Annotated in this window: 21 protein-coding genes and 1 pseudogene; 17 read left to right on the forward strand and 5 right to left on the reverse strand. The window is 64.7% G+C overall.

The genetic code is table 11. The features are described 5' to 3' along the window. The 17 genes from IVB07_RS24590 to IVB07_RS24670 are packed head-to-tail and all read left to right on the forward strand — an operon-like array spanning position 1 to position 18,700. Positions 1–1,122: a branched-chain amino acid ABC transporter permease gene (locus tag IVB07_RS24590; protein WP_018458739.1), complete on the forward strand. Its 1,122-nt coding sequence runs from the start codon at positions 1–3 to the stop codon at positions 1,120–1,122. Then, positions 1,115–1,897, forward strand: a complete 783-nt coding sequence (locus tag IVB07_RS24595; protein ID WP_007593014.1) for an ABC transporter ATP-binding protein — start codon at positions 1,115–1,117, stop codon at positions 1,895–1,897. Before IVB07_RS24590 ends, IVB07_RS24595 begins: the two co-directional genes overlap by 8 nt. Next, on the forward strand, positions 1,890–4,103 hold the full coding sequence (locus IVB07_RS24600; RefSeq protein ID WP_018458737.1) for an ABC transporter permease: 2,214 nt from the start codon (positions 1,890–1,892) through the stop codon (positions 4,101–4,103). The genes IVB07_RS24595 and IVB07_RS24600 overlap by 8 nt, the downstream gene beginning before the upstream one ends. A gap of 3 nt (positions 4,104–4,106) precedes the next feature. Next, positions 4,107–4,940 carry a phosphoenolpyruvate hydrolase family protein gene (locus IVB07_RS24605; RefSeq protein WP_018458736.1) on the forward strand — a complete coding sequence of 278 codons (834 nt, stop codon included), beginning with the start codon at positions 4,107–4,109 and terminating at the stop codon, positions 4,938–4,940. A gap of 25 nt (positions 4,941–4,965) precedes the next feature. Then, a complete protein-coding gene (locus tag IVB07_RS24610; protein WP_026233647.1) occupies positions 4,966–7,869 on the forward strand; it encodes a flotillin family protein in 2,904 nt (967 codons plus the stop codon). 9 nt (positions 7,870–7,878) lie between these two features. After that, positions 7,879–8,316 (forward strand): SRPBCC family protein, encoded by a 438-nt coding sequence (locus IVB07_RS24615; protein WP_018458734.1) that lies wholly within the window; start codon positions 7,879–7,881, stop codon positions 8,314–8,316. Between the two features lie 5 nt (positions 8,317–8,321). Continuing rightward, positions 8,322–8,771: an SRPBCC family protein gene (locus IVB07_RS24620; protein ID WP_018458733.1), complete on the forward strand. Its 450-nt coding sequence runs from the start codon at positions 8,322–8,324 to the stop codon at positions 8,769–8,771. Then, entirely contained in the window at positions 8,768–9,586 is an 819-nt protein-coding gene (locus tag IVB07_RS24625; RefSeq protein ID WP_018458732.1) for an FAD binding domain-containing protein, read from the forward strand. The genes IVB07_RS24620 and IVB07_RS24625 overlap by 4 nt, the downstream gene beginning before the upstream one ends. Positions 9,587–9,591: 5 nt before the next feature. Beyond that, the gene (locus IVB07_RS24630; RefSeq protein WP_007593025.1) at positions 9,592–10,068 is read left to right on the forward strand and encodes a (2Fe-2S)-binding protein; all 477 of its coding nucleotides are present in this window, start codon (positions 9,592–9,594) and stop codon (positions 10,066–10,068) included. An 11-nt stretch (positions 10,069–10,079) separates the two neighbouring features. Then, positions 10,080–11,675, forward strand: coding sequence for a molybdopterin cofactor-binding domain-containing protein (locus IVB07_RS24635; RefSeq protein WP_247766704.1), 1,596 nt, complete (start codon positions 10,080–10,082; stop codon positions 11,673–11,675). A gap of 1 nt (position 11,676) precedes the next feature. Continuing rightward, the gene (locus tag IVB07_RS24640; RefSeq protein ID WP_018458730.1) at positions 11,677–12,699 is read left to right on the forward strand and encodes a molybdopterin cofactor-binding domain-containing protein; all 1,023 of its coding nucleotides are present in this window, start codon (positions 11,677–11,679) and stop codon (positions 12,697–12,699) included. A 7-nt stretch (positions 12,700–12,706) separates the two neighbouring features. Further along, complete coding sequence (locus tag IVB07_RS24645; RefSeq protein ID WP_018458729.1) at positions 12,707–13,588, forward strand: MoxR family ATPase; 882 nt, start codon at positions 12,707–12,709, stop codon at positions 13,586–13,588. Further along, entirely contained in the window at positions 13,585–14,706 is a 1,122-nt protein-coding gene (locus IVB07_RS24650; RefSeq protein WP_247766705.1) for a VWA domain-containing protein, read from the forward strand. The genes IVB07_RS24645 and IVB07_RS24650 overlap by 4 nt, the downstream gene beginning before the upstream one ends. After that, positions 14,703–15,587, forward strand: coding sequence for an amidohydrolase family protein (locus IVB07_RS24655; RefSeq protein ID WP_247766707.1), 885 nt, complete (start codon positions 14,703–14,705; stop codon positions 15,585–15,587). The genes IVB07_RS24650 and IVB07_RS24655 overlap by 4 nt, the downstream gene beginning before the upstream one ends. Before the next feature lie 41 nt (positions 15,588–15,628). Further along, positions 15,629–16,477 (forward strand): MBL fold metallo-hydrolase, encoded by an 849-nt coding sequence (locus IVB07_RS24660; protein WP_007593031.1) that lies wholly within the window; start codon positions 15,629–15,631, stop codon positions 16,475–16,477. An 18-nt stretch (positions 16,478–16,495) separates the two neighbouring features. Continuing rightward, positions 16,496–18,070 (forward strand): isochorismatase family protein, encoded by a 1,575-nt coding sequence (locus tag IVB07_RS24665; protein ID WP_085394193.1) that lies wholly within the window; start codon positions 16,496–16,498, stop codon positions 18,068–18,070. 3 nt (positions 18,071–18,073) lie between these two features. Further along, positions 18,074–18,700, forward strand: a complete 627-nt coding sequence (locus IVB07_RS24670) for an NAD(P)H-dependent oxidoreductase (protein WP_026233646.1) — start codon at positions 18,074–18,076, stop codon at positions 18,698–18,700. A gap of 23 nt (positions 18,701–18,723) precedes the next feature. Here IVB07_RS24670 and IVB07_RS24675 read toward each other — a convergent pair whose 3' ends face one another. From IVB07_RS24675 to IVB07_RS24695, 5 genes and pseudogenes are all read right to left on the reverse strand, one after another. After that, complete coding sequence (locus tag IVB07_RS24675; protein ID WP_247766709.1) at positions 18,724–19,773, reverse strand: LacI family DNA-binding transcriptional regulator; 1,050 nt, start codon at positions 19,771–19,773, stop codon at positions 18,724–18,726. After that, positions 19,770–20,414, reverse strand: a complete 645-nt coding sequence (locus tag IVB07_RS24680) for a ThuA domain-containing protein (protein WP_026233644.1) — start codon at positions 20,412–20,414, stop codon at positions 19,770–19,772. Before IVB07_RS24680 ends, IVB07_RS24675 begins: the two co-directional genes overlap by 4 nt. Before the next feature lie 10 nt (positions 20,415–20,424). Then, on the reverse strand, positions 20,425–21,522 hold the full coding sequence (locus tag IVB07_RS24685; RefSeq protein WP_247299704.1) for a Gfo/Idh/MocA family oxidoreductase: 1,098 nt from the start codon (positions 21,520–21,522) through the stop codon (positions 20,425–20,427). A gap of 22 nt (positions 21,523–21,544) precedes the next feature. Next, positions 21,545–22,392: pseudogene (locus tag IVB07_RS24690) on the reverse strand (carbohydrate ABC transporter permease). Then, a complete protein-coding gene (locus IVB07_RS24695; RefSeq protein WP_088930799.1) occupies positions 22,385–23,278 on the reverse strand; it encodes a sugar ABC transporter permease in 894 nt (297 codons plus the stop codon). Before IVB07_RS24695 ends, IVB07_RS24690 begins: the two are co-directional and overlap by 8 nt. Positions 23,279–23,308 lie beyond the last annotated feature (30 nt).

Below are 23,308 nucleotides of genomic sequence, written 5' to 3' on the forward strand. Positions count from 1 at the left end.
ATGTCCCTCGCCCACGACGCCCGCGTCCCGGTTCGTCCCGCCACTGCGGTGCAGCGCTCGAAATTGCGCGGATGGCCGGAGATCGACAATCCGGCGGCCTGGGCCGTCGCGGCCATTCTCCTAATCATGCCCCTGATCGCCAACGGCTTCTTCCTGATCGAGATCTTTGCGACCACGCTGATCCTCGGAACCATGGCGCTGAGTCTGATGTTTCTTGCCGGCTATGGCGGCATGGTCAGCCTGATGCAGCTCACCATCGCGGGTTTCTCCGCCTATATGGTCGCGGTGTTTGGCGTCAGCGGCAACGCCAATATCAGCCTGGGCTGGCCGTGGTGGCTTGCGGTCCCAATGGCGCTCGCGCTCGCGACCATATTCGGCACGCTCGGCGGCGCGCTGGCGGTGCGCACCGAGGGCATCTACACCATCATGATCACGCTCGCGATCGGCGCGGCGTTCTATTATTTCACTAACCAGAACTGGGCGATCTTCAACGGTCATACCGGCATCAATACCGTTGCCACACCGCATTTCTGGGGCGTCAACTGGCGCGCCGACATTCCATTCTACTATATCGTCCTCGCAGTAGCCGCGCTGTGCTACTTCGCCGTCGACTACATCTCCCGCGCACCGTTCGGCCTCGCGTTGCAAGGTGTCCGCGACAATCCCCGCCGCATGGCGGCACTCGGCTTCAACGTCAATGCGCATCGCGTCGCGGCCTACGTCTTCGCGTCCTTCGTCGCGGCGCTGGCAGGGGTACTCCAGGTCTGGAATTACCGGCAGATTTCGCCGGGATCCGTGAGCGTTGGGGCCTGCATCGATATCCTCATCATCGCAGTCGTCGGCGGCATCACGCGTCCCATCGGACCCTTTATCGGCGCGCTGATCTTCGTACTGCTGCGGACCTTCGCACTCGACTTCCTGGTCAAGCTGGGGCTCGACGGCAACCGCTTTCGGCTCCTGATCGGCCTCGGCTTCCTCGCTATCGTGTTCTGGTCCTCGGACGGCGTCATCGGACTCTGGCAGAGCTGGCGGCGCCGCCAACGCTCCGGCGCGGCAAGTTCAAGCGGACGACGTGGCCGAGAATCTGACCAAGGATCCAGCCAAGGATCCCACCATGGATAGCGTCGCGCAACGCCTCTCTGTCGTGGGCGCCGGCGCGGCGCTGGAGCTGCGCGGCGTGACACGTCTGTTCGGCGCGCTGGCGGCACTCACCGACATCACCATTACCGTCCGCCCCGGCGAACGGCGCGCCGTGCTTGGCTCTAACGGCGCCGGCAAGACTACGCTGTTCAACTGCATCACCGGCGACTTCCCACCTTCTTCCGGCACCATCCGCTTCTTCGGCGAGGACGTCACGCACTTCCCGCCCTATGAGCGCATCCGCCGTGGCCTGCGCCGGACTTACCAGATCTCCGCGCTGTTTCCGGGCCTTACCGTCCAGGACAATGTCTACCTCGCCTGCCGTGGCGTCTCACGGGGACGCTTCTCGTTTCTCCGCCCCGGTCAGAACGATGCGTTGATGCACGCGGCCGAAAATCTCGTACAGGCCGTCCATCTCTCGGGCGTGAAGGATCAGCGCGTTGCCGAGCTCGCGCATGGCCAGCAGCGCCAGCTCGAGATCGCACTTGCGCTTGCCGGCGCGCCGCGATTCGTCCTGTTCGATGAACCCGCCGCGGGGCTGTCGCCGACCGAGCGTGCCGAGCTGATCGAGATATTGACCTCCCTGCCCGCGCATATCGGCTACATCATCATCGAGCACGACATGGACGTCGCCCTGCGCGTCGTCGAGAGCGTCACGATGATGCACAACGGGCGGATCTTCAAGGAAGGCCGTCCGCAAGAGATCGAGTCCGATCCCGAAGTGCAGGAGCTTTACCTCGGAGGCGGCCATGAATGAGGTCCGCAGTACCGCCGCCGCGCTCGAAGTCCGCGGCCTGGACGTCTATTACGGCCATTCGCATGCGCTGCAGGGCGTGGATCTGACGCTCGAGGCCGGCGTGTTCTCGGTCGTTGGCCGCAACGGCATGGGCAAGACCACGCTATGCAAGGCCATCATGGGGCTGGTGCCGGTCAGCGGCGGCTCGATCCGCATCCGCGGGGATGAGATCACCCGACAGCCGCCTGCCCACATAGCCCGACTCGGCGTCGGCTACGTTCCGCAGGGACGGCGGCTGTGGCGTTCACTCAGCGTCGATGAGCATCTGCGGCTTGCCGCCGGCTTGCGCCGCGGCGCCTGGACGGTCGAGCGCATCTACAAGACGTTTCCGCGGTTGGCCGAGCGCAAGGATCACGGCGGCGGCCAGCTCTCCGGCGGCGAGCAACAGATGCTTGCGATCTCGCGCGCGTTGCTCACCAACCCGCGGCTCCTGATCATGGACGAGCCCACTGAGGGGCTCGCGCCCGTCATCGTGGCCCAGGTCGAGGAGATGCTGCTACGACTTGGCGAGGACGGCGACATGTCCGTGCTCGTGATCGAGCAGAATATCGGCGTGGCGACCGCCGTGTCGCGCAATGTCGCGATCATGGTCAACGGCCGCGTCAACCGCATCATCGATTCGGTGCGGCTTGCCGCCGATCGCGAACTGCAGCAGCGCCTGCTCGGTGTCGGAATGCACGCCGGACTCGAGCTCGACCTCGACGTGCCACCGGCGGATACGGAAGCGAAGCCTCGTCCGCAGCAGACGCGTCCAGGCGGCGCGATCCGCATCTACATGTCAAACCCGACGCCGCCGACACGGTGGTCGCAACCTGTGCCGATCGCCCGCATCGAGGCTGCGGCCCGCATGTTCTCGACACAGGTGATGCGACTCGACGAGACGGCACGGCGACGGCGCGAACCGGTCGCCGCACAAACGCAGGGCCCTCCGGTCGTCCTCGTCGTCGGTACGCTCGACACCAAGGGCACGGAGCTCCGCTTCATCCGCGACATCATCGCCGGGACCGGCCTGCGAACCCGATTGGTCGATGTCTCCACCAGCGGCAGGCACGCGGCCAGCGACGTCTCCGCCCAGGAGATTGCCTTGAACCATGGTCGCGGCGGATCGGCGGTATTCGGACCCGACCGCGGCGCCGCCGTCGCCGCGATGGCCGAGGCCTTCGCCAGCTGGTTGCGACGCCAGAACAATGTTGCCGGCGTGATTTCTGCCGGTGGCTCGGGCGCAGCGTCGCTGGTCGCGCCCGGTATGCGGATGCTTCCTGTCGGGGTGCCGAAGCTCATCGTCTCGTCCGTCGCCTCTGGCGACGTCGGGCCCTATGTCGGCCCCGCGGACATCACCATGATGCATTCGGTTACCGACGTTCAGGGCCTCAACTCGATCTCGCGCGCCGTGCTGGCCAACGGCGCCAACGCGCTGGCCGGCATGGTCAAGGCGCGCCTTGATCAGCATTCGCGGAAGGATCGCGGCGACAGCGGATTGCCGTCGGTCGGCATCACCATGTTTGGTGTCACCACGCCGGCGGGGCAGAAGATCGCGGCCGACTTGCGCGAGGATTTCGAGTGCCTGGTCTTCCACGCCACCGGCGTCGGAGGACGCTCAATGGAGAAGCTCGTCGATTCCGGACAGCTCGCAGGCGTCATCGACCTCACGACCACGGAGGTCGGCGATCTCCTGATGGGCGGCGTGTTCCCGGCCATCGACGACCGCTTTGGCGCCATCATCCGCAGCCGGGTGCCTTATGTCGGCTCGGTGGGCGCTCTGGACATGGTGAATTTCGGCGCCCCCGAGACCATCCCGGAGCGCTACCGCGGCAGGAAATTCCACGTCCACAACCCGCAGGTCACGCTGATGCGCACCACTGCAGAGGAGAACGAGCGCATGGGGCACTGGATCGCCGACCGGCTCAACCGGATGGACGGCCCGGTGCGCTTCTTCCTGCCTGAGGGCGGTGTCTCCGCGCTCGACGCGCGAGGACAGTCATTCTGGGATCCGGACGCCGATGCGGCGCTGTTCCGCACGCTGGAGCGCAACGTGCGGCAGACCGCCAACCGTCAGCTCATCCGCATTCCCAAGAATATCAATGACCCCGAGTTCGCCTCCACCATCGTCAGCGCGTTCCGAACATTGTTCGGCCGCATTGGGGCGCGCCGGAGACTAGCGAGGTGACCGATGGCCCGGTTTGAACGCGCTGCACTGTTGAATCGCTTCCGCGAGATGGCAAGGCGCGGCGAGCCCATCGTCGGCGGCGGCGCCGGCACCGGCCTGTCGGCCAAGTGCGAGGAGGCCGGCGGTGTCGACCTCATCGTCGTCTACAATTCCGGCCGCTACCGCATGGCCGGCCGAGGCTCGCTCGCGGGATTGATGGCTTACGGCGACGCCAACGCCATCGTGCTGGAGATGGCCGGCGAAGTGCTGCCCGTGGTGACCAGGACGCCAGTGCTCGCCGGCGTCAATGGCACGGATCCGTTCCGCGACATGGATCTTTTCCTGGACCAATTGAAAGCGCTCGGATTCGCTGGCGTACAAAACTTTCCGACCGTCGGCCTTATCGACGGCGTGTTCCGCGCCAATCTCGAAGAGACCGGTATGTCCTATGCCCTCGAGATCGACATGATCGCAAAGGCGCGCGAGAAGGACCTGCTGACGACGCCCTACGTCTTTAGCGAGAAGGAAGCTGCCGCGATGGCGATCGCAGGCGCGGATATCATCGTCTGTCATCTGGGCCTGACGACCGGGGGCAGCATCGGCGCGCAGACCGCACTCAAGCTGACCGATTGCCCAGCGCACATCGACACCTGGGCCTCCGCCGCGCTCGGCGTCAATCCGGACATTCTGGTGCTCGCTCACGGCGGACCAATCTCCGATCCGGACGATGCCGATTTCATCATGAGGAACACACGCAACTGCCACGGCTTCTACGGCGCCTCCTCAATGGAACGGCTGCCGGTCGAGCGGGCGCTGACGGATCAGGTTCGCAAATTCAAGGCGATCGGCGCGCGATAACGCCGAAAGGTCGAGGGAGAGAAACATGTCAGGGACTCTGGTCGGTGAATTGATCCTCTGGCTGATCGTCGCCGTCGTGGTGATCGTGGTCGGCGTCTACATCGTGAACTGGCTCTATCACCGCTCGTCCAAGGAGACCTCATTCGTCCGGACCGGCCTGCTCGGCGAGCGCGTTGTGATCAACGGCGGCGCCTTCGTGCTGCCGTTCATCCACGACTACACGCCCGTCAACATGAACGTGCAGCCGATGGGCATCGTGCGCTCCCGCCAGGACGCCGTGATCACCCGTGACCGCATGCGCGTCGACATCGAGGCCGATTTCTATGTCCGCGTGCAGGCGACCCGCGAAGCCGTGTCTATCGCGGCCGCCACACTCGGCCGCCGCACCATGGAGCCCGAACAGCTCCACGCCCTCCTCGCCGGCAAATTCATCTCGGCCATTCGTTCCGTTGCCTCGGAGATGACCCTCGAGCAGATGCACGAGCAGCGCGGTGAGTACGTCGCCCGCCTCAAGGCGAACGCCGCAGAGGCCCTCGCCCAGAACGGGCTCGAGCTGGAATCAGTCGCGATCACCGATCTCGACCAGACCGATCTCGAATTCTTCAACCCCTCGAACCGCTTCGACGCCGAAGGTCTGACCCGCCTGATGGAGGACATCGAGGCCAAGCGCAAACTGCGCAACGACATCGAGCAGGATTCGATGATCAAGATCCGCTCCCGCAACCTGGAGGCCGAGCGGCAGGCTCTCGAGATCGAACGCGAAAGCGAGACGGCGCGCCTCGAACAGGAGCGTGACATCGAGATGCGCCGCGCCCTGCAACGCACCGAGGTCGCACGCGAACGGGCCCTGCGCGAGACCGAAGCTGAGCAGGCGCAGATTTCCGCCCGTGAAACCATCGAGAAGGCGCGAATCGCCAACGACCAGGCGATCGCCGAAGCCCGTATCGCCTCGGAGCGTGAGACCCGCCAGCGGGAGATCGAGCGCACCCGCACCATCGAGGAGAAGGAACTGCTCGCACGGGAGGAAATCGAAAAAGCCCGGATCGCCAACCAGCGCTCGATCGATACCAGCCGCATCGCTTCCGAGCGCGAGGTGCGCCAGCGCGAAATCGAGCGGATGCGGACCGTCGAGGAAGCCGAGATCACCGCCCGCGAAGCGATCGAGAAAGCGCGTATCCAGCAGGACCGCGTCGTGACCGACGCCCGCATCGCTAACGAAGAGGAGACCCGGCGCCGCGAGATCGACCGGACCCGCGCCGTGGACGAAGCCGAGATTGCTGCCCGCGAGACGACCGAAAAGGCCCGCATCGCCCAGACCATGATTGTCAATGTCGAGCGCATCGCATCCGATGAGCGCACCCGTGCGCTGGAGATCCAGCAGGTGCGTAACATCCAGGAAGCCGAGATTGAGGCGCAGCGCGCGGTCGAGGCGGCGCGAATCGACCGGGAGCACAGGCTCGCCGTCGAGCGCATCGCGGTCGAGCAGAATACCCGGCAGTTGGAAATCGAGCGAAATCAGACGCTGGAAGTCGCAGAGGTCGCGGCGCGCGAAGCCACCGAAGCTGCCCGCATCACCCAGCAAGAGCGCGTGCGGTCGCTGGAAATCGCCCGCAACCGCGCCGTCGAGGAAGCCGACATTGCCTCGCGGGAAGCCATCGAAGCCGCCCGGATCGCGCAGGAGAAGTCCGTTGCAGCCGAGCGTATCCAGGCCGAGCGTGACACACGCGCGCTCGAGATCGAGCGCTCAGCCGTGCTCGAGGCGGCCGAGTTGAAGCGCCGCGACGCCATCGAGCGCCAGCGCATCGGCGTCGATCTCGCGCTCGAGGCCGAGCGGATCACGTCCTCCAAGAAGCGCGAAGTCCTCAATATCGAGCACAAGAAGGCGATCGAGATCGCGGATGAGGACCGCGTCATCGCGCTCTCGACCAAGAAGTCCGAGCGCATCGACGCCGACCGCCAGGTCAGGCAGGCCGAGATTGTCGCGCGCAAGGAGGTCGAGACCACCGACGTCTCGCGCGAGCATGCGCTAGAGGCGGCGCGAATCGAGCGCCGCCGTTCGATCGAACAGCTCGAAGTCGCTCGCGTCCAGTCGCTCCAGGAAGCCGAGATTGCCGCGCGGGAAGAGGTTGAGCGCTCCCGCATCGCCTCCGATCGCGGCCTCGACGAGGCCCGCATCGGCCGCGAGCGCGAGTTGCGCAAGCTCGAAATCAATCGCGAGAAGGAGGTCGAGACCGTCTTGATGGAAAAGGCGATTGCTATCCACCTCAAGTCGCTGGAGGAATCCGCGGCCAAGGCCTCGGCTGAGGAAGCGCGGGTGCATGCCACTGAAGCCACCGAGCGCGTCATAACCGCGCGCGAGAGCGAGATCGCGAAGCGTCGCAAGACCGTGGAGATCCTGATCGCCGAGAAGCAGGCCGAGGAGACGCGAATTGCCGCGGAAGCCGAACGGATCCGCGCTGCAGTCGAGGCCGAGGCGCAGCGTATGCTCAACGAGGCCGAGAACGTGCTGACCGACCAGGCGCGCTACTCGCTATTCCGTAGAAAGCTGCTCGACCGCATCGAGGGCATCGTCCGTGAGAGCGTCAAGCCGATGGAGAAGATCGAGGGCATCCGCATCCTGCAAGTCGATGGTCTCAACGGCAACGGCCATGGCGGGAATGGCGGCCGTAGCGCCACCGACGAGGTGATCGACTCGGCGCTGCGCTACCGCGTCCAGGCGCCGCTGATCGATTCGCTTCTGGCGGACATCGGCGTCGAAGGTGGCAGCCTCGCCAAGATGCCAGGCCTGATCCGGGAAGCTCGCGACATGCAGGGCATCAAGGACTCCGCGCGCAAGAGCGGCGGCGGTGGCGAGAAGCCAGCCGCTGCACCCTCGCCTGCAGCCGACGGCGAGCCGCCCGCCGAGCGCAGCCCCCGAAAGAAGAGCTGAGGTCGCACCATGGCCCGCGTCTACGTCTCGACCGTCGTCAAGGCGCGCAACGATCGCGTCTGGGCGCGAGTGCGCGACTTCAACGGTCTGCCGAACTGGCATCCCGCGATTGCGGAAAGCCGCATCGAGGGTGGCGAGCCCTCCGACAAGATCGGCTGCGTCAGGGATTTTCGCCTCCGCAACGGCGATCGCATCCGGGAAAAGCTGCTTGGCCTGTCCGATTACGACATGTTCTGCACCTACTCGATCCTCGAATCCCCGATGGGGGTCGAGGACTACGTCGCGACGCTTCGGCTGACGCCGGTCACGGATGGCGACCAGACCTTCATGGAATGGACCGCTGAGTTCGAATGCGCACCCGAGCGGGAGGCGGAGCTTGTCGCGAATATCGGCGGCGGCGTGTTCCAGGGCGGCTTCGACGCCCTCAAACGCCAGTTCGGAGGCTGAGCGCAGTGCCGCATATCGTCAAGAGCACGATCCTGGATGCGCCGACCGGGTCCGTGTGGGCGGTGCTGCGCGATTTCAACGGGCACGATCGCTGGCATCCGGCGGTCGCGGCCTCCACCATCGAGCGGGCGCAGGCCTCGGACAAGATCGGCTGCGTCAGGCGGTTCAAGCTGCAGGACGGCTCGGAGCTGCGCGAGCAATTGCTGACGCTGTCGGATCTGGAGCAGACCTTCAGCTACTGCCTGCTCGATACGCCGGTCCCGATGTTCAACTACGTAGCCCACGTCCGCCTGCTGCCCGTGACGGACGGCGACCGTACCTTCTGGCACTGGGAATCGCGCTTCTCGACGCGGCCGGAGGACAAGGATCGTATCACCCACATGGTCGCGGAAGATATCTACCAAGCGGGATTCGTAGCGATCCGCCGACACCTCAAGGAGGCTGTGTCAACATGACTGTGACGGTGAAGACCTTCACAAGCTCGAGCGAGGCCGCCGCCGCGCTGTCGTCCGATCGCACCGCTCGCTATCTCGGTGGCGGCACGCTCGTGATGCGCGCTCTGAACGAAGGCGATATCTCGCTCTCGACCATCGTGCGCGCCAATGACCAAGCCTTGACGCGCATCGACCCATCTGGTCCGCGGATCACCTTGGGTGCTGGCGTAACTTTCGCCCGGATTCTGGGCGAGCGTGACCTCGCTTTCCTGCACGCCCCTGCCCGCTCGATTGGCGGCCCGGCGGTGCGCAACATGGGTACGGTGGGCGGCAATCTGTTTGCGCCTAATCCCTATGGCGATTTCACCGTCGCCCTGCTTGCGCTCGATGCCACGGTGGCCCTGCAAGGCGGCTTTGGATCGCGCGACATTCCAATTGAGGAGTTTTTGCAGTCACGTGAAAGGCAGGCGGGCGCGCTCGTGCTGTCGGTGTCATGCACGCGACCGACTAGCGCGGAGGCTTTTCGCTACCGCAAGATCGCACGGATCAAGCCCAAGGGCGGCTCGGTCATCACGCTCGCCGCACATCTGCCCATCAGTGGCGGGCGGGTCGCCGGGGCACGAATCGCATTGGGATCGATGGCGCCGACGCAAATACGTGCGCGGGCGGCCGAACGCGCTCTGGAAGGTCGCTCGCTCGATGCCGCGACCGTTGCGGCCGCAGCCTCCGCAGCGGCGGAAGGAACATCGCCCTCCGACAACGCGCTCGGCAGCGCCTGGTACCGCCGCGAGATCGTCGGCGTCCATCTGCGTCGTCTTCTCTTGGGTCAGGAATAGATCGTATGGCCAAGACTGCCCTGCAATTTCGTCACAATGGCAGCGATGTCGCCATTTTCGTCGATGGCGGCACCAACCTGCTCGTCGCGCTTCGCGAATTGATCGGCGACATGACGCCGAAATTCGGCTGCGGCCAAGGGGGCTGCGGCACGTGTAGCGTCCTGATCGACGGCGAGCTCCATCTCTCCTGTCTGACGCTGGCCGAGACCGTCGCCGGCCGCTCTGTCGAGACGCTGGATAGCCTGAAGCAGGGACCGAACCTCCATCCGCTGCAGCGCGCCTTCGCCGAGAATTTTGCTGCCCAGTGCGGCTATTGCACGCCGGGCATGCTGATGGCTGCCAAGGCGCTGCTCGACCGCAATCCCTCCCCGAGCCGCGCCGAGATCGTGGAGGCGATCTCCGGCAACATCTGCCGCTGCACCGGCTACGAGCCGATCATCAACGCCATCCTCGCCGCCTCCGGCGGCAGGGTGAGCGCCTGAAGGACCAGATCATGCTGGAACTACGCAAGGACATCTTCGCCGACGAGCGCGACGATAATCTCAACGAGATCGGCAAGGGCACACAGCGCCAGGACATGCTTGGCCATGTCACGGGCACCTCGAGCTATTTCAACGACCACAAGCTCCAGGGCATGCTGCACCTGAAAGTCGTTCGCTCGACCCATTCGCATGCAAGGATCCGGCGGATCGATACCGCGGACGCCGAGCGCTCAGCCGGCGTGCGCCGGATCATCCGCGGCTCCGACGTGCCCCGCAACCTCAACACACTTTTGAGCCTGATCAATTTCGGCAAGGACGACGAACCATCGCTGGCCGTCGACAAGGTCCGCTACAAGGGTGAGCCGATCCTGGCCATCGTCGCCGACAGCGAGCGCGAGGCGTTCGAGGCGATCGCAAAGGTGCGGATCGACTATGAGCCATTGCCAACCGTGTTCGACGTGGAAGATGCGCTGAAGGCCGGCGCGCCCGTCGTCAACGATACCTATCCGAAGAATGCCTTCATTTATCACGACACATACGACCACCAAAAGCTCCGCTTCGGCGATGCCGATGCCGCACTCGCGACCGCCGATCACGTGCTTGAACAACGCTACCAGATGTCACCAATCGAGCACGCGCCGACCGAAACCAATGGGTCGATCGCGGCGCCCGACACCAACGGGCGCTATGTCGTCTATACGTCGACGCAGGCGCTGTTCTTGTCGGTCGACACCTGCGCCAAGATCCTCGACGTCCCTTCCAACACCTTCCATTTCATTGGCGGCACCGTCGGCGGCGGCTTTGGCGGCAAGGTCGACACGCTGACCGAACCGTTATGCATCCTGGGTGCGATGCTGACGGGACGTCCCGTGCGCTACGTGTTCGGACGCGAAGAAGAGATGCAATACGGCCCGCCGCGCGGCGCCGAGCGCATCTACATCAAGGACGGCGTGATGCGCGATGGCCGCGTCGTCGCGAGAAAGATCCGCGCATATTTCGACAGCGGCGCATATACGCGGCTCTCCAGTTATGCAGCGGTGAAATGCGCAGCCCATCTGCCAGGACCCTACACCATCCCGAACGTCTATGGCGACGTCTACTGCGTCTTCACCAACCGTACGCCTGCAACCGCGATGCGCGGCTTCGGCGTCACCGCCATGGACTTTGCGATCGAATGCCAGATGGACAAGCTCGCGAACCTCGTCGGCATGGACCCGATGGAGTTCCGCATCCTCAATGCCTATCGCGACGGCGACATGAAGGCGCATCGGCGCGAGGCCAAGAACACGGCGCTGATCGAGTGCGTCCAGGTCGCGGCCGAGAAAGCCAAATGGCCGATCCGCGACGAGTTCAAGCGCGCCTCCTCCCGCAAAGACGGAGGCGGCAGCCGCGCTGCCATCCCGCGGACGCCTGCCGACATCCACGTACGGACGACCGCGCCGGCGCAGCAGCGCACGAGCTATGATCGCCTGCCAACGGCCGCGTCGCGCGAACCCCCGCGCGAGCCCCCACCGCCCGCGCCGCCACCGCCATCGCCACCGCGACCAACATCGCCCTCGCATGGGGCGGGCCGATTCTCATCCGTGTTCGGCACCAGGAGGCGTTGAGATGACGCGACATCGCGGACGCGGCATCGCGTCGGTCAACTATCCCATCGGCATGAACCTCGGCGGCGATCCCAGCCAAGCCCTGGTTCATTCCAATCCAAGCGGCAAGTTCACCGTAGCGCTGTCCTCGATCGACCTCGGCCAAGGCATGAAGTCGGTCACGCGGCAGATTTGCGCAGAGACGCTCGGCGTACCCGTCGAGGACGTCTATGTCGATACCGCCGATTCCGATACTGGCCCGCATTGCATGGGCTCGTTCGCCTCGCGCGGCACCCATCGCGTCGGCAATGCAGTGATGGCGGCGGCGCGCGAGGCGCGCGGCGTGATGATGGAGGCGGCCGCAGAAGAACTCGAGGTCAACGCCGCCGATCTCGAAACCGACGGACGTGGCAACATCCACGTCAAGGGCGCGCCGCACCGCTCGATCTCCACCAAGGACGTCGCCATCGCCGCGCAGTTCAAGCAGGGCAAGACCATCGCCGGCCGCGGCATCTTCCTGGTTCCTCTGTCCAATGTCGATCCGGAAACCGGCGAGATGTCGCCGGCGACCTGTTACGCCCATGCCTGTCTCGTCGCCGAGGTCGAGGTTGACGACGAGACCGGCGAGGTCACGATGATCCGCATGGATTCTGCCTATGAGCTCGGCCGTGCGCTCAACCCGCGCCTGGTCGAGCAACAGCTCGTCGGCGGCGCCTGGATGGGCGTCAGTCACACGCTCTACGAGACGCCAGAACCCTATTATCCCGACCCGGTCCACGGCCCTCGCGACTTCGTCGAATATGTCATGCCCGGTCCTGGCGATATCTGCCCGCACGACATCGCCGTATTGGAACGCCCCGCTCCCGATGGCCCCTTCGGCGCCAAGGGGCCCGGCGAAATGTGCGCGAATCCCGTATTGCCGGCCGTTGCGAACGCCATCTTCAACGCCGTCGGCGTGCGCATCGACGATCTGCCGATTACGCCGGAGAAGGTGCTGCGCGCGATCAAGGCCGAGGGCGGCGCGCGCCCTCAGGCGCGGCGCTGAGGTCTCGATGGCCGTCCGCAGCAACATCGTCGGCATCGACAGCCCAGAGGCACTGGAGAAAGCGCTTCGGGCAGCCTATTACCTTGCCGACGAGGGGCTGGCGACCGCAGCCTATCTCGGGCTGGCACTCGGCAAGCCATTGCTGCTCGAGGGCGCGCCGGGCGTCGGCAAGACCGAGGCCGCCAAAGCCATTGCCGCGGTCCTCGGCCGCCGCCTGATCCGCCTGCAATGCTACGAAGGCATCGACGCATCTGCCGCACTCTACGAATGGAACTATCCGCGCCAGATGCTCGCAATCCGCCAGGCCGGCGATGAGAGCGTCGACATCTACGGCGAAACGTTTTTAATCGAGCGACCGATGCTGGCGACGCTGCGCGCACCTGACTCAACTGTGCTGCTGATCGACGAAATCGACCGCGCCGACCAAGAATTCGAAGCCTTCCTGCTCGAGTTCCTGTCCGACTTCCAGATCTCGATTCCGGAGCGCGGTACGGTTCGCGCCTCTGAGCGCCCGGTTGTCGTCCTGACCTCGAACCGCACGCGGGATCTTCATGAAGCGTTGCGGAGGCGATGCGTCTATCACTGGATCGACTATCCCTCCGCCGAGCGCGAAGCGCGCATCGTGATGATGCGGGCCTCCAGCGTCGCCGAGGGGACCGCGCGGGCCGTCGTCGCCGCCGTCGAGAAGCTGCGACGCGAACCACTCAGCAAGGCGCCCGGGATCGCCGAGGCCGTCGACTGGGCCGAGGCCGCCACGCTGCTGCACAAGGGCGGCGCACGGTGGCCTGATGCCTTCAGGCGCTCGATCGGCGTTGCCTTGAAAGACGAGGAGGATCTGCACTTCATTTCGCCGCGCCTCGATGCCCTGCTGGCGGAGGCCTCTGCATGAGCGCCGAACCCGAACTGCCGCGCGCTGCGCGTGTATTCATCTCGTTCGTCGGCTTGTTGCGAACGAACGGATTTGCCGTCGCACCGGAACAGACGACGTCGTTCCTTGCCGCAATCCAGTTGCTCGGTCCCCGCAGCCTGGAGGACATTCGGCAGGCAGCCCTCGCAACACTGGCTCCTCCACCGGAGCGTCGCGCAACGTTCGACCGGCTGTTCGATCTGCACTTTCGCGGAAACGAGGCAATCGAGCGCGTCGATGACGGTGAGGACGACGAGACTGTTCGGCTGCAAGAGGAGGCCCGTGGAAACGACGAGCCGCTGTTGTCGGACGAGGCCAACGAGTCCGGTCTCGCAGCTGCGCGCGCCGAAACCCTGGTCGAGCGCCGCTTTGCGCAGCTCTCGACCACCGATGCGCTGCGCCGGCTGTCCCGCGAGGCGCCGAGGCGCCTGCCGAAGCGGCGCGGCCATCGCCGCATGCGGGCTCGCAGCGGACCCTACGCCGATTTGCGCCGCACCCTGCGCGACTCCGTTCGCAGCGATGGCGAAATTCTCCGGCTGGGGCGTTTGAAGCGGCGGCAGCGCCCACGCAAGATGTTGCTTCTGATTGACGTCTCCGGCTCGATGAAGACCCGCACCGAAGAGAATATGAAGTTCGCGCACACGTTGGTGCAGGCGGCGCCCAGCGTCGAGGTCTTCACCTTCGGCACGCGGCTGACCCGCATCACCCGCCCGTTGCGACTCAAACGCCGAGAGCAGGCGCTCAGGGCGGCGGCCCATGCGGTCAGCGACTGGGACGGCGGCACCCGAATCGGCGATGCGCTTCAGGCGTTTCTCGCCGTGCCCCGCTTCGGTGGATACGCGCGGGGCGCTGCCGTGATCATCGTTTCCGACGGCCTGGAACGGGGCGAACCCGATGCGCTGCGCGATGCGGTCGCGAAACTATCGCGCCGTGCGTGGCGCGTGAGCTGGCTGACACCGCTCGCGGCTGGTCCCGACTTTCGCCCGCAGACCGAAGCGCTGGTCGCGATCGAACGCTTCGTCGACGACCTCGTCGATGGTGGCTCGAGCGCGTCGATCGTCGCGCATGTGCTGGCGCTGGGACAAAGGAGAGCTGCGTGACCGACGTCGTCGATGGGCACCATCATATCTGGCGCCAGACCGACCTGCCCTGGCTGGTGGGTCCGATGCAGCCGCGCATCTTCGGTCCGTACGAGCCGATCCGGCGCGATTACCCGATCGAGGAATATCTCGGCGACATCGAGGGCAGCGGCGTTACCCGCTCGGTCTATGTCCAGACCAACTGGGCCAATGACCGCTTCGAGGACGAGGCCGCTTGGGTGCAGCAGACCGCCGAGGAGCACGGCTGGCCGCATGCCATCGTAGCTTACGCCGACTTTTCGGTGGACGACGTGCGTCCACAGCTCGACCGCCTGAAGCGTTATGCCCTCGTACGCGGCGTTCGCATGCAACTGCATTGGCACGAGAACCCGCTTTATCGCTTTGCCGCGCGGCCGGACCTTTGCACCGATCCCGTGATCCAGCGCAATATCGCCCGCCTTGCGGATTATGGCTGGAGCTTTGAGCTTCAGGTGTTCACGCCACAGATGCCTGACGCTGCGCGCCTTGCGGAATCCTGCCCGAAGGTGACCTTTATCCTCCAGCACGCCGGCATGCTGGAGGACCTTTCACCGGCAGGCCGCGCCGCGTGGCGCGCCGGGATGGCCCGCCTCGCCGCATGCCCGAACGTCGTGTCGAAACTATCGGGGCTCGGAACCTTCATCCACCGCAACGACCCCGCGCATATCGCATCCGTCCTGACCGATACGATTGCGATCTTCGGCGCCGAACGCTGCCTGTTCGGCTCGAATTTTCCGATCGAGAAATTGTGGACCAGCTATCGCGCGTTGATCGATGCATTCCGTGCCGCCGCGGCGCCGCTACGCGATGATCAGCGCGAAGCCATTTTCAAGACCACCGCTATGCGCGTCTATCGGGTCTGAGCGCCGAGGAAACAACGAGAACGGACACAGGGAGGGACGGAATGCCGCTGGAGATCAAGATTTTGGACTATGGCGATATTGAGCTGGAATCGAGCTTTTTGGTTCTCGGCCGCGATTGCGGCCGCACCCGCCGCGTCCTCACCCTCGGTTTCCTGATCCTCGGCGGCAAGTATCCGGTCGTGGTAGACACCGGTTACCGTTCCAACCAGATCATGGAAACGCTGGGGATGCGCGGCCTGCAGTATCACGAGCACATGATCGAGAACCAGCTTGCGCGGCACGGCGTGCGGATGGGCGATGTGCGTTTCGTCTGCCACACCCATCTGCACATCGACCACGCCGGCAAGGACGATCTGTTTCCGATGAACACGACCGTCGTCCTCAACCGTCGGGAGCTTGAATATTCTGTGTCCGGCCTGATGCATCCGCAATATCCGGCACCGGATATCAAGCATCTGATCGACCGTCTGCACACCAAGAGTGCGCTGCGCTTTCTCGACCTCGAGATCACAGGTCCCATCGAGTTGATGCCGGGTGTCTACTGCGACGCCGCGAATGCGCATACCGAGGGATCGATGAATATCATCGTCGAAACGGCCGACGGCATCGCCACCATCTGCGGCGACGTCATCTATGATTTCAACGACCAGATCGTGACGCCCTTCAACGAGATCCACGACTGGGAGCCGCGCACCACTGGCAACCACGGCACCACCAAGCGGGCCGAGAAGGCCGCCATCAAAAAGCTGCTCAGCAATTCGCGCTATCTGCTGCCGGTCCACGACCGCCCCGCCAAGATCGAAGGCGGCAACGTCGTCGGCCGGCTGCACGACCAGGTGCCTGGGCCGGTCGTGCAGTCTCTGCCCCAGCGCAACTGGTTTCCGGCCTAGACGCCAGAGGATCGACCGATGACCCACGTCACCTTGCGCTCCGAATTCGAGACCCTGATCGATCCCTACGCACCAGTCGCGCAAATCGGCACCGGTTTTGACTTTACGGAAGGACCGATCTGGCATCCGGTGGATCATTATCTGCTGTTCTCAGACATGCCGGGCGACGTGCGCCGGCGCTGGGATGCGCGGCGCGGCGTCGCCGAGGTCAAGCGTCCCTCGAACAAATGCAACGGCATGACCTATGACGCCGAGCTCAATTTGATCGTTTGCGAGCACGCGACATCGTCGTTGATCCGCGAGCGGCCGGACGGACGGCGCGAGGTGCTGGCCTCGCACTTTGGGGGACAGGAGCTCAACAGCCCCAACGACGTCTGCGTGCACTCCTCCGGCGCGATCTATTTCTCGGACCCCTGGTATGGCCGCATGCCGGTCTATGGCGTCGAGCGGCCGAGGCAGCTCGGTTTCCAGGGCGTCTATCGCGTCGTGCCCGGCGCCGACCCGAAGCTCGTCGTGGACCGCAATCTGTTCGACCAGCCGAACGGGCTGTGCTTCTCGCCCGACGAGAAACTGCTCTATGTCAACGACACCGTGCAGGCACTCATCCGCGTGTTTGATGTCAATTCTGACGGTTCCCTGTCGACCGCGCGGGTGTTCGCGAGCGCCATCCGCTCCGAGCTCGAGCCCGGCTTGCCCGACGGCATGAAGTGCGACCAGCACGGCAACGTCTGGGTTACGGCACCCGGCGGGGTCTGGGTCTATTCGCCGCGGAGCGAGCTGCTCGGCAAGCTCCGCCTGCCCGAACTCGTCGCCAACCTTACCTGGGGCGGGCCGGATTTCCGCACGCTGTACCTGACTTCGACGCACTCGGTCTATGCAATTCCCACCAGGGTCGGACCGCGCCACGAGCCCTATATGAGCGGCAAGCGAGGCAGCGGCACTGCGGCCGCGGGCTCTGCTTCCGCTGCCCCCATCCTTGCCGACGGCGAAATGCAGCTCGACCCGCGACGCTGCGCCATGATCATCCAGGATCTCCAGAACGACGTCATCATGGATGGCGGCGCCTTTGCCGATTCCGGCGCGCCAGGTCACGCGAAGCAGCAGCGCGTCGTCGAGAATGTCCGCCGCCTAGCCGAAACGGCGCGGGCGCGAGGCGTGGCCATCATTCATGTCTGGTTCGTCGTCGAGCCCGGCGCGCCCGGCGTGACGCTGAATGCGCCGCTGTTCGAGGGTCTCGTCGACAGCAAGGCGATGGTGCGCGGAAGCTGGGGGGCGGCACCGGTGTCAGGTCTCGAACCACGGCCCGGCGATTTCGTGGTCGAGAAGGTGCGAATGAGTGCCTGGGAAGGCACGAGGCTCGAAACGATCCTGAAAGCCACCGGCCGCGACATGATCATCAACACCGGCGCCTGGACCAACATGTCAGTTGAGCACACAGCGCGGACCGGTGCCGACAAGGGCTACTTCATGATCGTTCCCGAGGATTGCTGCTCGACCATGAACGCCGATTGGCACGCCGCGTCGATCAATTTCGCCATGCAGAACGTCGCCGTCGTGACCAAGGCCGATGCGGTCATCAAAGCGCTGGGATGAGCGGTGGCGAAGCTCCTGCACCTGTCTTGCTCGCCCCGCGGCGACTCCTGGTCAGGCGCCGGCGCATGCGTTTTCCTCGACGGCTTTCGCCGAGCTCGGCCCGACTGGGACGTGGACGTTATGGATCTCTGGCGCGAGCGCTTGCCGGAATTTTCAGGCCCCATTGTCGAAGCCAAATATGCACGGATGAAGGCGCAGGCCTTCAACGACGCGCAGCGGGACAGCTTCGCGGAAGCCGAGCGGATGGCGGTGCGCTTAGCGCTCGCCGAGCGGGTGCTGATTTCGACGCCAATGTGGAACTTCGGCATTCCCTATAAGCTCAAGCAATGGTTCGACATTATCGTCCAGCCCGGGCTCACCTTTCGGTTCGATCCGTCGCTGGGGTATATCCCGTTGCTGAAGGACCGGCCGACCATCGTCATCATTGCCAGTGGCAGCGATTTCGCCACCGGAATGAATCGCGGGCGCATCGACATGGCAGCGCCTTACCTGCGCGAAATTTTGCGTTTTGTCGGCATCAGCAATGTCCGTTTCATTCCGATCGGACCAACCACCGGACCGCAACAGCCCATTGAGGTGGCTCGCGAACGAGCCCATCGACGCCTGGCCGCAATGGCCGAGAGCTTCTGATGCGCCCCGCAGGTCAGTCGAGGCTACGGCAGATTGTCCCGCAGAAAAATGTCGATGCGGATGCGCTCCTGGTCGGGGCTGATCGGCTCACCCGAACAATGCGCGAGCAGGACTCGCGCCGCAGACCGTGCCTCGTGGCCGGGATCCTGGTTGATGATGGCATCGAGCGTGCCGCGGACCAGGAAACGCCGCGTGTATTGGGTCAGCTCATGGGCAATCCAGACCACCTCGCGCGCCCGTCCCGAGGCCTCAAGCGCGTCGGCGATGCCACGGTTCCCGGCGCCGCAGCAGTATATGCCGCGCAGATCGGGCTGGCGCGCGAGCAGTGCCGCAGTGAGCTCCCGGGTGCGCTCGCTGTCGTCGCGGCCCTCGATCACCGGCAGCGCGACTAGGCTCTGATATTCGCTGGACAGGATCTGGTGGAAGCCGAATTGCCGTTCGGTGTGATCGCGCAGCGACAACGATCCCGCGATGACGGCCACCGTCCCCTTGCGACCAGTGAGGAACCGTCCCATCAGCGTTGCAGCGGTGCGGCCTGCCGCCGGGTTGTCGATGCCGACATAGTGCAGCCGGCGCGAGCTCGGCGCGTCCGACACGAGGGTCACCACAGCGACCCCGCGCGCAGTGAGTTCGTCGATCGCGGCGCGCACCCTGGGATGGTCGAGCGCGATCACGGCGACGCCCTGATAGGCAGGCGAGAGATTTTCCAGCGCGGCGGCGAGTACGTCCGGATCGAACAAGTCGACACGCAGGATATCAATGAAGCCGCGCTGGCCGGCGAGCCAGTCTGCGGTGCGCTGGACCTGCTCGGTCAGGTTGGTCATGAAGCTGTTGCTGCCCGTCGGCAGCACAAAGGCAAAGCGGAACGTCTGCCCGCGGGCAAGCCGCGCGGCCGCGACGTCGGCTCGATAGCCGAGTTTTGCCACCGCGGCCTCGACCCGCGCGACGGTCTTGGCGCGCACGCCCTCGCGCCGGTTGACGACGCGGTCGACCGTGGCGAGCGAAACACCCGCCGTGCGCGCAACGTCCTCAAGCGTGGCACGAATCACCGGCTGGCTCGCACCAGCATTCATTCGCGCGCCGCCCACAGCATGCCGCGCGTCATCAACGTCCGGATCTCCGGTACGTCGAGCTCGTAGGCGCGGTGGCCGAGCGAGGAATAGAACACCCTGCCCGCGCCGTATCGCTTCTTCCAGACCACGGGCATTACCACGCCCTCGATCCAGGGCGCGTGCTCGCCGGTGAAGGTCGTCGTCGCCAACACCTCGTTGGCGGGGTCGACATGCATGTAGTACTGCTCGGAACGATGCTCGAAACTCTTCAGGCCCTTCATGATGGGATCATCCGGCTTCGTCAAGTCGACCTTGTAGTCGATGATGTTGCCGGGATGCGCAACCCACTGCCCGCCGCACAGGAACTGGTAGTCGACGGAATCGCGGAACGCGTCACCCATGCCGCCATGATGGCCGGCGAGCCCGACGCCGCTTCGGACCGCAGCGCAGAGATTGAGCGCTTCCGCCTTCTCGATCTTCGACATGGTGTAGATCGGGATGATCAGTGACAGGTCGTGAATCGCGGGATCGGCGAACGCGGCGGTGGTGGTTTCGATCCGCACCTCGAAGCCTTCAGCCTTCAGCCAGCCGCGGATCATCGAAGCGCAGAGATCGGGATCGTGTCCCGGCCAGCCGCCCCATACAATCATTGCCTTGCGCATGGTCATTCCCTCAGTCGATCTGTCCGGTTTCGCGCCCGGCCGGCAGCATCGCCGGCCGCTCGACGCGGCTCTCGATCTTGACGCGCCGGCCTTCGTCGGCAGAGATCTGGAACGCCTCCATCACCTCCAGCACGTGGAAAGCGAGCGCGCCGCTCGCACGATGCGGCCGGTTGTTCAGTATCGCGGAGGCCATATCGGCGGCGCCAATGGAACGGAACTCGCCATCGACATGACCGTGGGTCAGCGGGACCGGCTCCCAGTCGCCGCCAGCCTTGGCGACCTGCACCTCGCCGCCGAAGCGGTTCGGGTCCGGCACCAGCATGCTGCCCTTGTCGCCATAAATCTCGATCGGCGCGTGCCGGTGCTTGGGCACGTCAAAGCTCATCGCGATCGAGACGATCGCCCCGCTCTCGAATTCGAGCGTGCCGGCGACATGGGTCGCAACTTCGACCGGGATCAGCGTTCCGTTCATCGGCTGGCTGGTGACCAGCCGTTCGGATTTCGGGCGCGCGGTCGAACCCATCACGCTCGCCACGGGGCCGAGCAGCTGCACGAGATCGGTGATGTAGTACGGGCCCATGTCAAGCATAGGCCCGCCGCCGCGCAAATAATAGAAACCCGGCGCCGGATGCCAGCGCTCGTGGCCGGGGCAGCCGAAGAAGGCGCTGCCGGCCACGGGCGTGCCGATCGCGCCATCGTCGATCAGCTTGCGCGCGGTCTGGTGCCCACCGCCAAGGAACGTATCGGGTGCGCAACCGACGCGAAGACTCTTCTGCGCAGCGAGCTCCATCACCTTGCGCGCTTCCGTGACGTTGATGCCGAGCGGCTTCTCGGAATGAACGTGCTTGCCGGCGTTCAGCACTGCGAGACTGACGTCGGTGTGGGCGAGTGGCACGGTGAGATTGATGACGATCTCGACGTCGTCTCGCTTGAGCAGCTGATCAACCCGCATCGCCGGCAACCCGAAGGCGGCGCCCTGCCGCTCTGCCGCATCGCTGCGCATATCGGCGAGCGCCTTGATTTCCATGACCGCGAAGCGCTGGGCCGCCTTCAGATAAGCGGTGCTGATATTGCCGCAGCCGATGATGCCGATGCCGACTTTTCTCATTGTGATCTCCGTGAGGTACCGTTCATCCCTTGACCGCGCCGGCGGTGAGGCCTGCGACGATGTGCTTCTGCGCCAGGAGGAAGAGAATGATCGTCGGCAGGATGGTCAACGTGATGAAGGCCAGGATCAGATGCCACTCGGACGAATACTCGCCCTGATAAATCATGATACCGAGCGGCCAGGGATAGAGCGCGTCGGTGTTGAGCATCACCAGCGGCAGCAGATAGGCGTTCCAGCTGTTGACGAAAGTGATGGTACCGACGGTCGCCCGATATGCCGGGACAAAGGCAGGGTCACATAGCGGAAGAATTTGATATAGCTGCAGCCGTCGACCAGCGCGGCCTCCAGCAATTCGTACGGGATGTCCTTGAAGAAACGCCGCAGCAGCAGCACGCTCATGGCGAGACTGAAAGCCGTCTGCGGCAGCGCAACGCCAAAGTATGTATCGAGCAATCCGAGATCGCGGACCTTGATGAAGAGCGGCAGCACCGCTGTCGCGGCTGGAAACAGCAGGCCCAGCGTCAGGTAGCTCAGCAGCATCGAGCTGCCATAGAACCTGATATGGGCGAAGGTGAACGCCGCCATCGAGGCGACGATCAGGGTCAGGGCCACCGTGAGGGTCGAGATGATCAGCGAGTTGCGCAAGAGCTGCCAGTAGCGTGCCGAGAACAGGATGTCGGCGTAATTCTGCCACTCCCAGTGACGTGGCAGGCCGAACGGATTGACGCGCAGCTCGCCGAGCGATTTGAAACCACCGAACAAGGTCGCAAGCAGCGGGACCACTACGATGATGGCGACGACGGCGAGGAACACCAGCTTGAACAGCATTGCGGGATCGAATGGCGCGCGGATCGCCTTGGCATTACTCATCGCGCATGAACCATCGCTTGTACGTGAAGGCAAAGGTCACGCAGATCGCAAACAAAATGACGCCGATGGCACTGCCGTAGCCGACCCGCATGCGCGAGATGCCGTTGTTGTAGAGAAAGCTCACCATCGTGTTCGAGGAGTCCGCTGGCCCCCCGCGCGTCAGCGGCATGACGAGGTCGAACAGCTGCAGCGAGCCGACGATGGCGAAGAACACGGATAGCCTTATCGTCGGATAGAGCAAGGGGATGACCACATGTCGCAAGGCTTGCGATCGGGTCGCGCCGTCGATACGCGCCGCCTCGACCAGGCTCTTGTCGAGGCCCTGGAGCGCTGCGATGAATAGCATCATGTGGAAGCCAAAGTACTTCCAGACGACCACGATCAGCACCGCCAGCATGGCCGTATCCGTCGATGCAAGCAGATGCGGCGGCTCGGCGCCGAAGCTGCGCCAGATCGAGGCCACAAGGCCGTAGTCGCCATCATAGACGAAGCTGAAGATCAGCCCGGTTGCGATCTCCGCCAGGATATAGGGCATGAAGACCAGCATGCGCAGCGCCACCGCCCCTCGAAAGCGTTCGGCGAGCATCAAGGCCAGGGTGAGCGCAAGCGGCAGCTGGATGGCGAGCGAAACAGCGATGATCAGGCCGTTGTTGCGCAGAGCGAGCCAGAAGGCGCGGGTCTCCAGCACAAAGCGGTAATTGTCCAGGCCAATCCAGTTGGTCGGCCTGCCGAATCCGTTCCAATTGAAGCCCGAGTACCAAGCTGCTTCGCCGATCGGCAGCACAACGAACAACGTGAACAACAGCAGCGCCGGCGGCAGGAACAGGATGAGCACCGTCAGCCTGCCGTCCCAACTCGGGCCACGGACCGTGACCTGCGGGACCATCTCGCCAGCAGCGCCGATCGCCGACACGCT

It is taken from the genome of Bradyrhizobium sp. 172 (genome assembly GCF_023101065.1).
In the GTDB taxonomy this organism is placed as follows: Bacteria; Pseudomonadota; Alphaproteobacteria; order Rhizobiales; family Xanthobacteraceae; genus Bradyrhizobium; species Bradyrhizobium canariense_D.

Bases quoted from the DNA above. Each gene is read 5' to 3' on its own strand.
- IVB07_RS24675 (WP_247766709.1), bottom strand. From the start codon at position 19,773: ATGAATGCTGGTGCGAGCCAGCCGGTGATTCGTGCCACGCTTGAGGAC.
- IVB07_RS24685 (WP_247299704.1), bottom strand. From the start codon at position 21,522: ATGAGAAAAGTCGGCATCGGCATCATCGGCTGCGGCAATATCAGCACC.
- IVB07_RS24645 (WP_018458729.1), top strand. From the start codon at position 12,707: ATGGCCGTCCGCAGCAACATCGTCGGCATCGACAGCCCAGAGGCACTG.
- IVB07_RS24625 (WP_018458732.1), top strand. From the start codon at position 8,768: ATGACTGTGACGGTGAAGACCTTCACAAGCTCGAGCGAGGCCGCCGCC.
- IVB07_RS24590 (WP_018458739.1), top strand. From the start codon at position 1: ATGTCCCTCGCCCACGACGCCCGCGTCCCGGTTCGTCCCGCCACTGCG.
- IVB07_RS24615 (WP_018458734.1), top strand. From the start codon at position 7,879: ATGGCCCGCGTCTACGTCTCGACCGTCGTCAAGGCGCGCAACGATCGC.
- IVB07_RS24695 (WP_088930799.1), bottom strand. From the start codon at position 23,278: ATGGTCCCGCAGGTCACGGTCCGTGGCCCGAGTTGGGACGGCAGGCTG.
- IVB07_RS24680 (WP_026233644.1), bottom strand. From the start codon at position 20,414: ATGCGCAAGGCAATGATTGTATGGGGCGGCTGGCCGGGACACGATCCC.
- IVB07_RS24595 (WP_007593014.1), top strand. From the start codon at position 1,115: ATGGATAGCGTCGCGCAACGCCTCTCTGTCGTGGGCGCCGGCGCGGCG.
- IVB07_RS24605 (WP_018458736.1), top strand. From the start codon at position 4,107: ATGGCCCGGTTTGAACGCGCTGCACTGTTGAATCGCTTCCGCGAGATG.
- IVB07_RS24650 (WP_247766705.1), top strand. From the start codon at position 13,585: ATGAGCGCCGAACCCGAACTGCCGCGCGCTGCGCGTGTATTCATCTCG.
- IVB07_RS24635 (WP_247766704.1), top strand. From the start codon at position 10,080: ATGCTGGAACTACGCAAGGACATCTTCGCCGACGAGCGCGACGATAAT.
- IVB07_RS24640 (WP_018458730.1), top strand. From the start codon at position 11,677: ATGACGCGACATCGCGGACGCGGCATCGCGTCGGTCAACTATCCCATC.
- IVB07_RS24660 (WP_007593031.1), top strand. From the start codon at position 15,629: ATGCCGCTGGAGATCAAGATTTTGGACTATGGCGATATTGAGCTGGAA.
- IVB07_RS24665 (WP_085394193.1), top strand. From the start codon at position 16,496: ATGACCCACGTCACCTTGCGCTCCGAATTCGAGACCCTGATCGATCCC.
- IVB07_RS24600 (WP_018458737.1), top strand. From the start codon at position 1,890: ATGAATGAGGTCCGCAGTACCGCCGCCGCGCTCGAAGTCCGCGGCCTG.
- IVB07_RS24630 (WP_007593025.1), top strand. From the start codon at position 9,592: ATGGCCAAGACTGCCCTGCAATTTCGTCACAATGGCAGCGATGTCGCC.
- IVB07_RS24610 (WP_026233647.1), top strand. From the start codon at position 4,966: ATGTCAGGGACTCTGGTCGGTGAATTGATCCTCTGGCTGATCGTCGCC.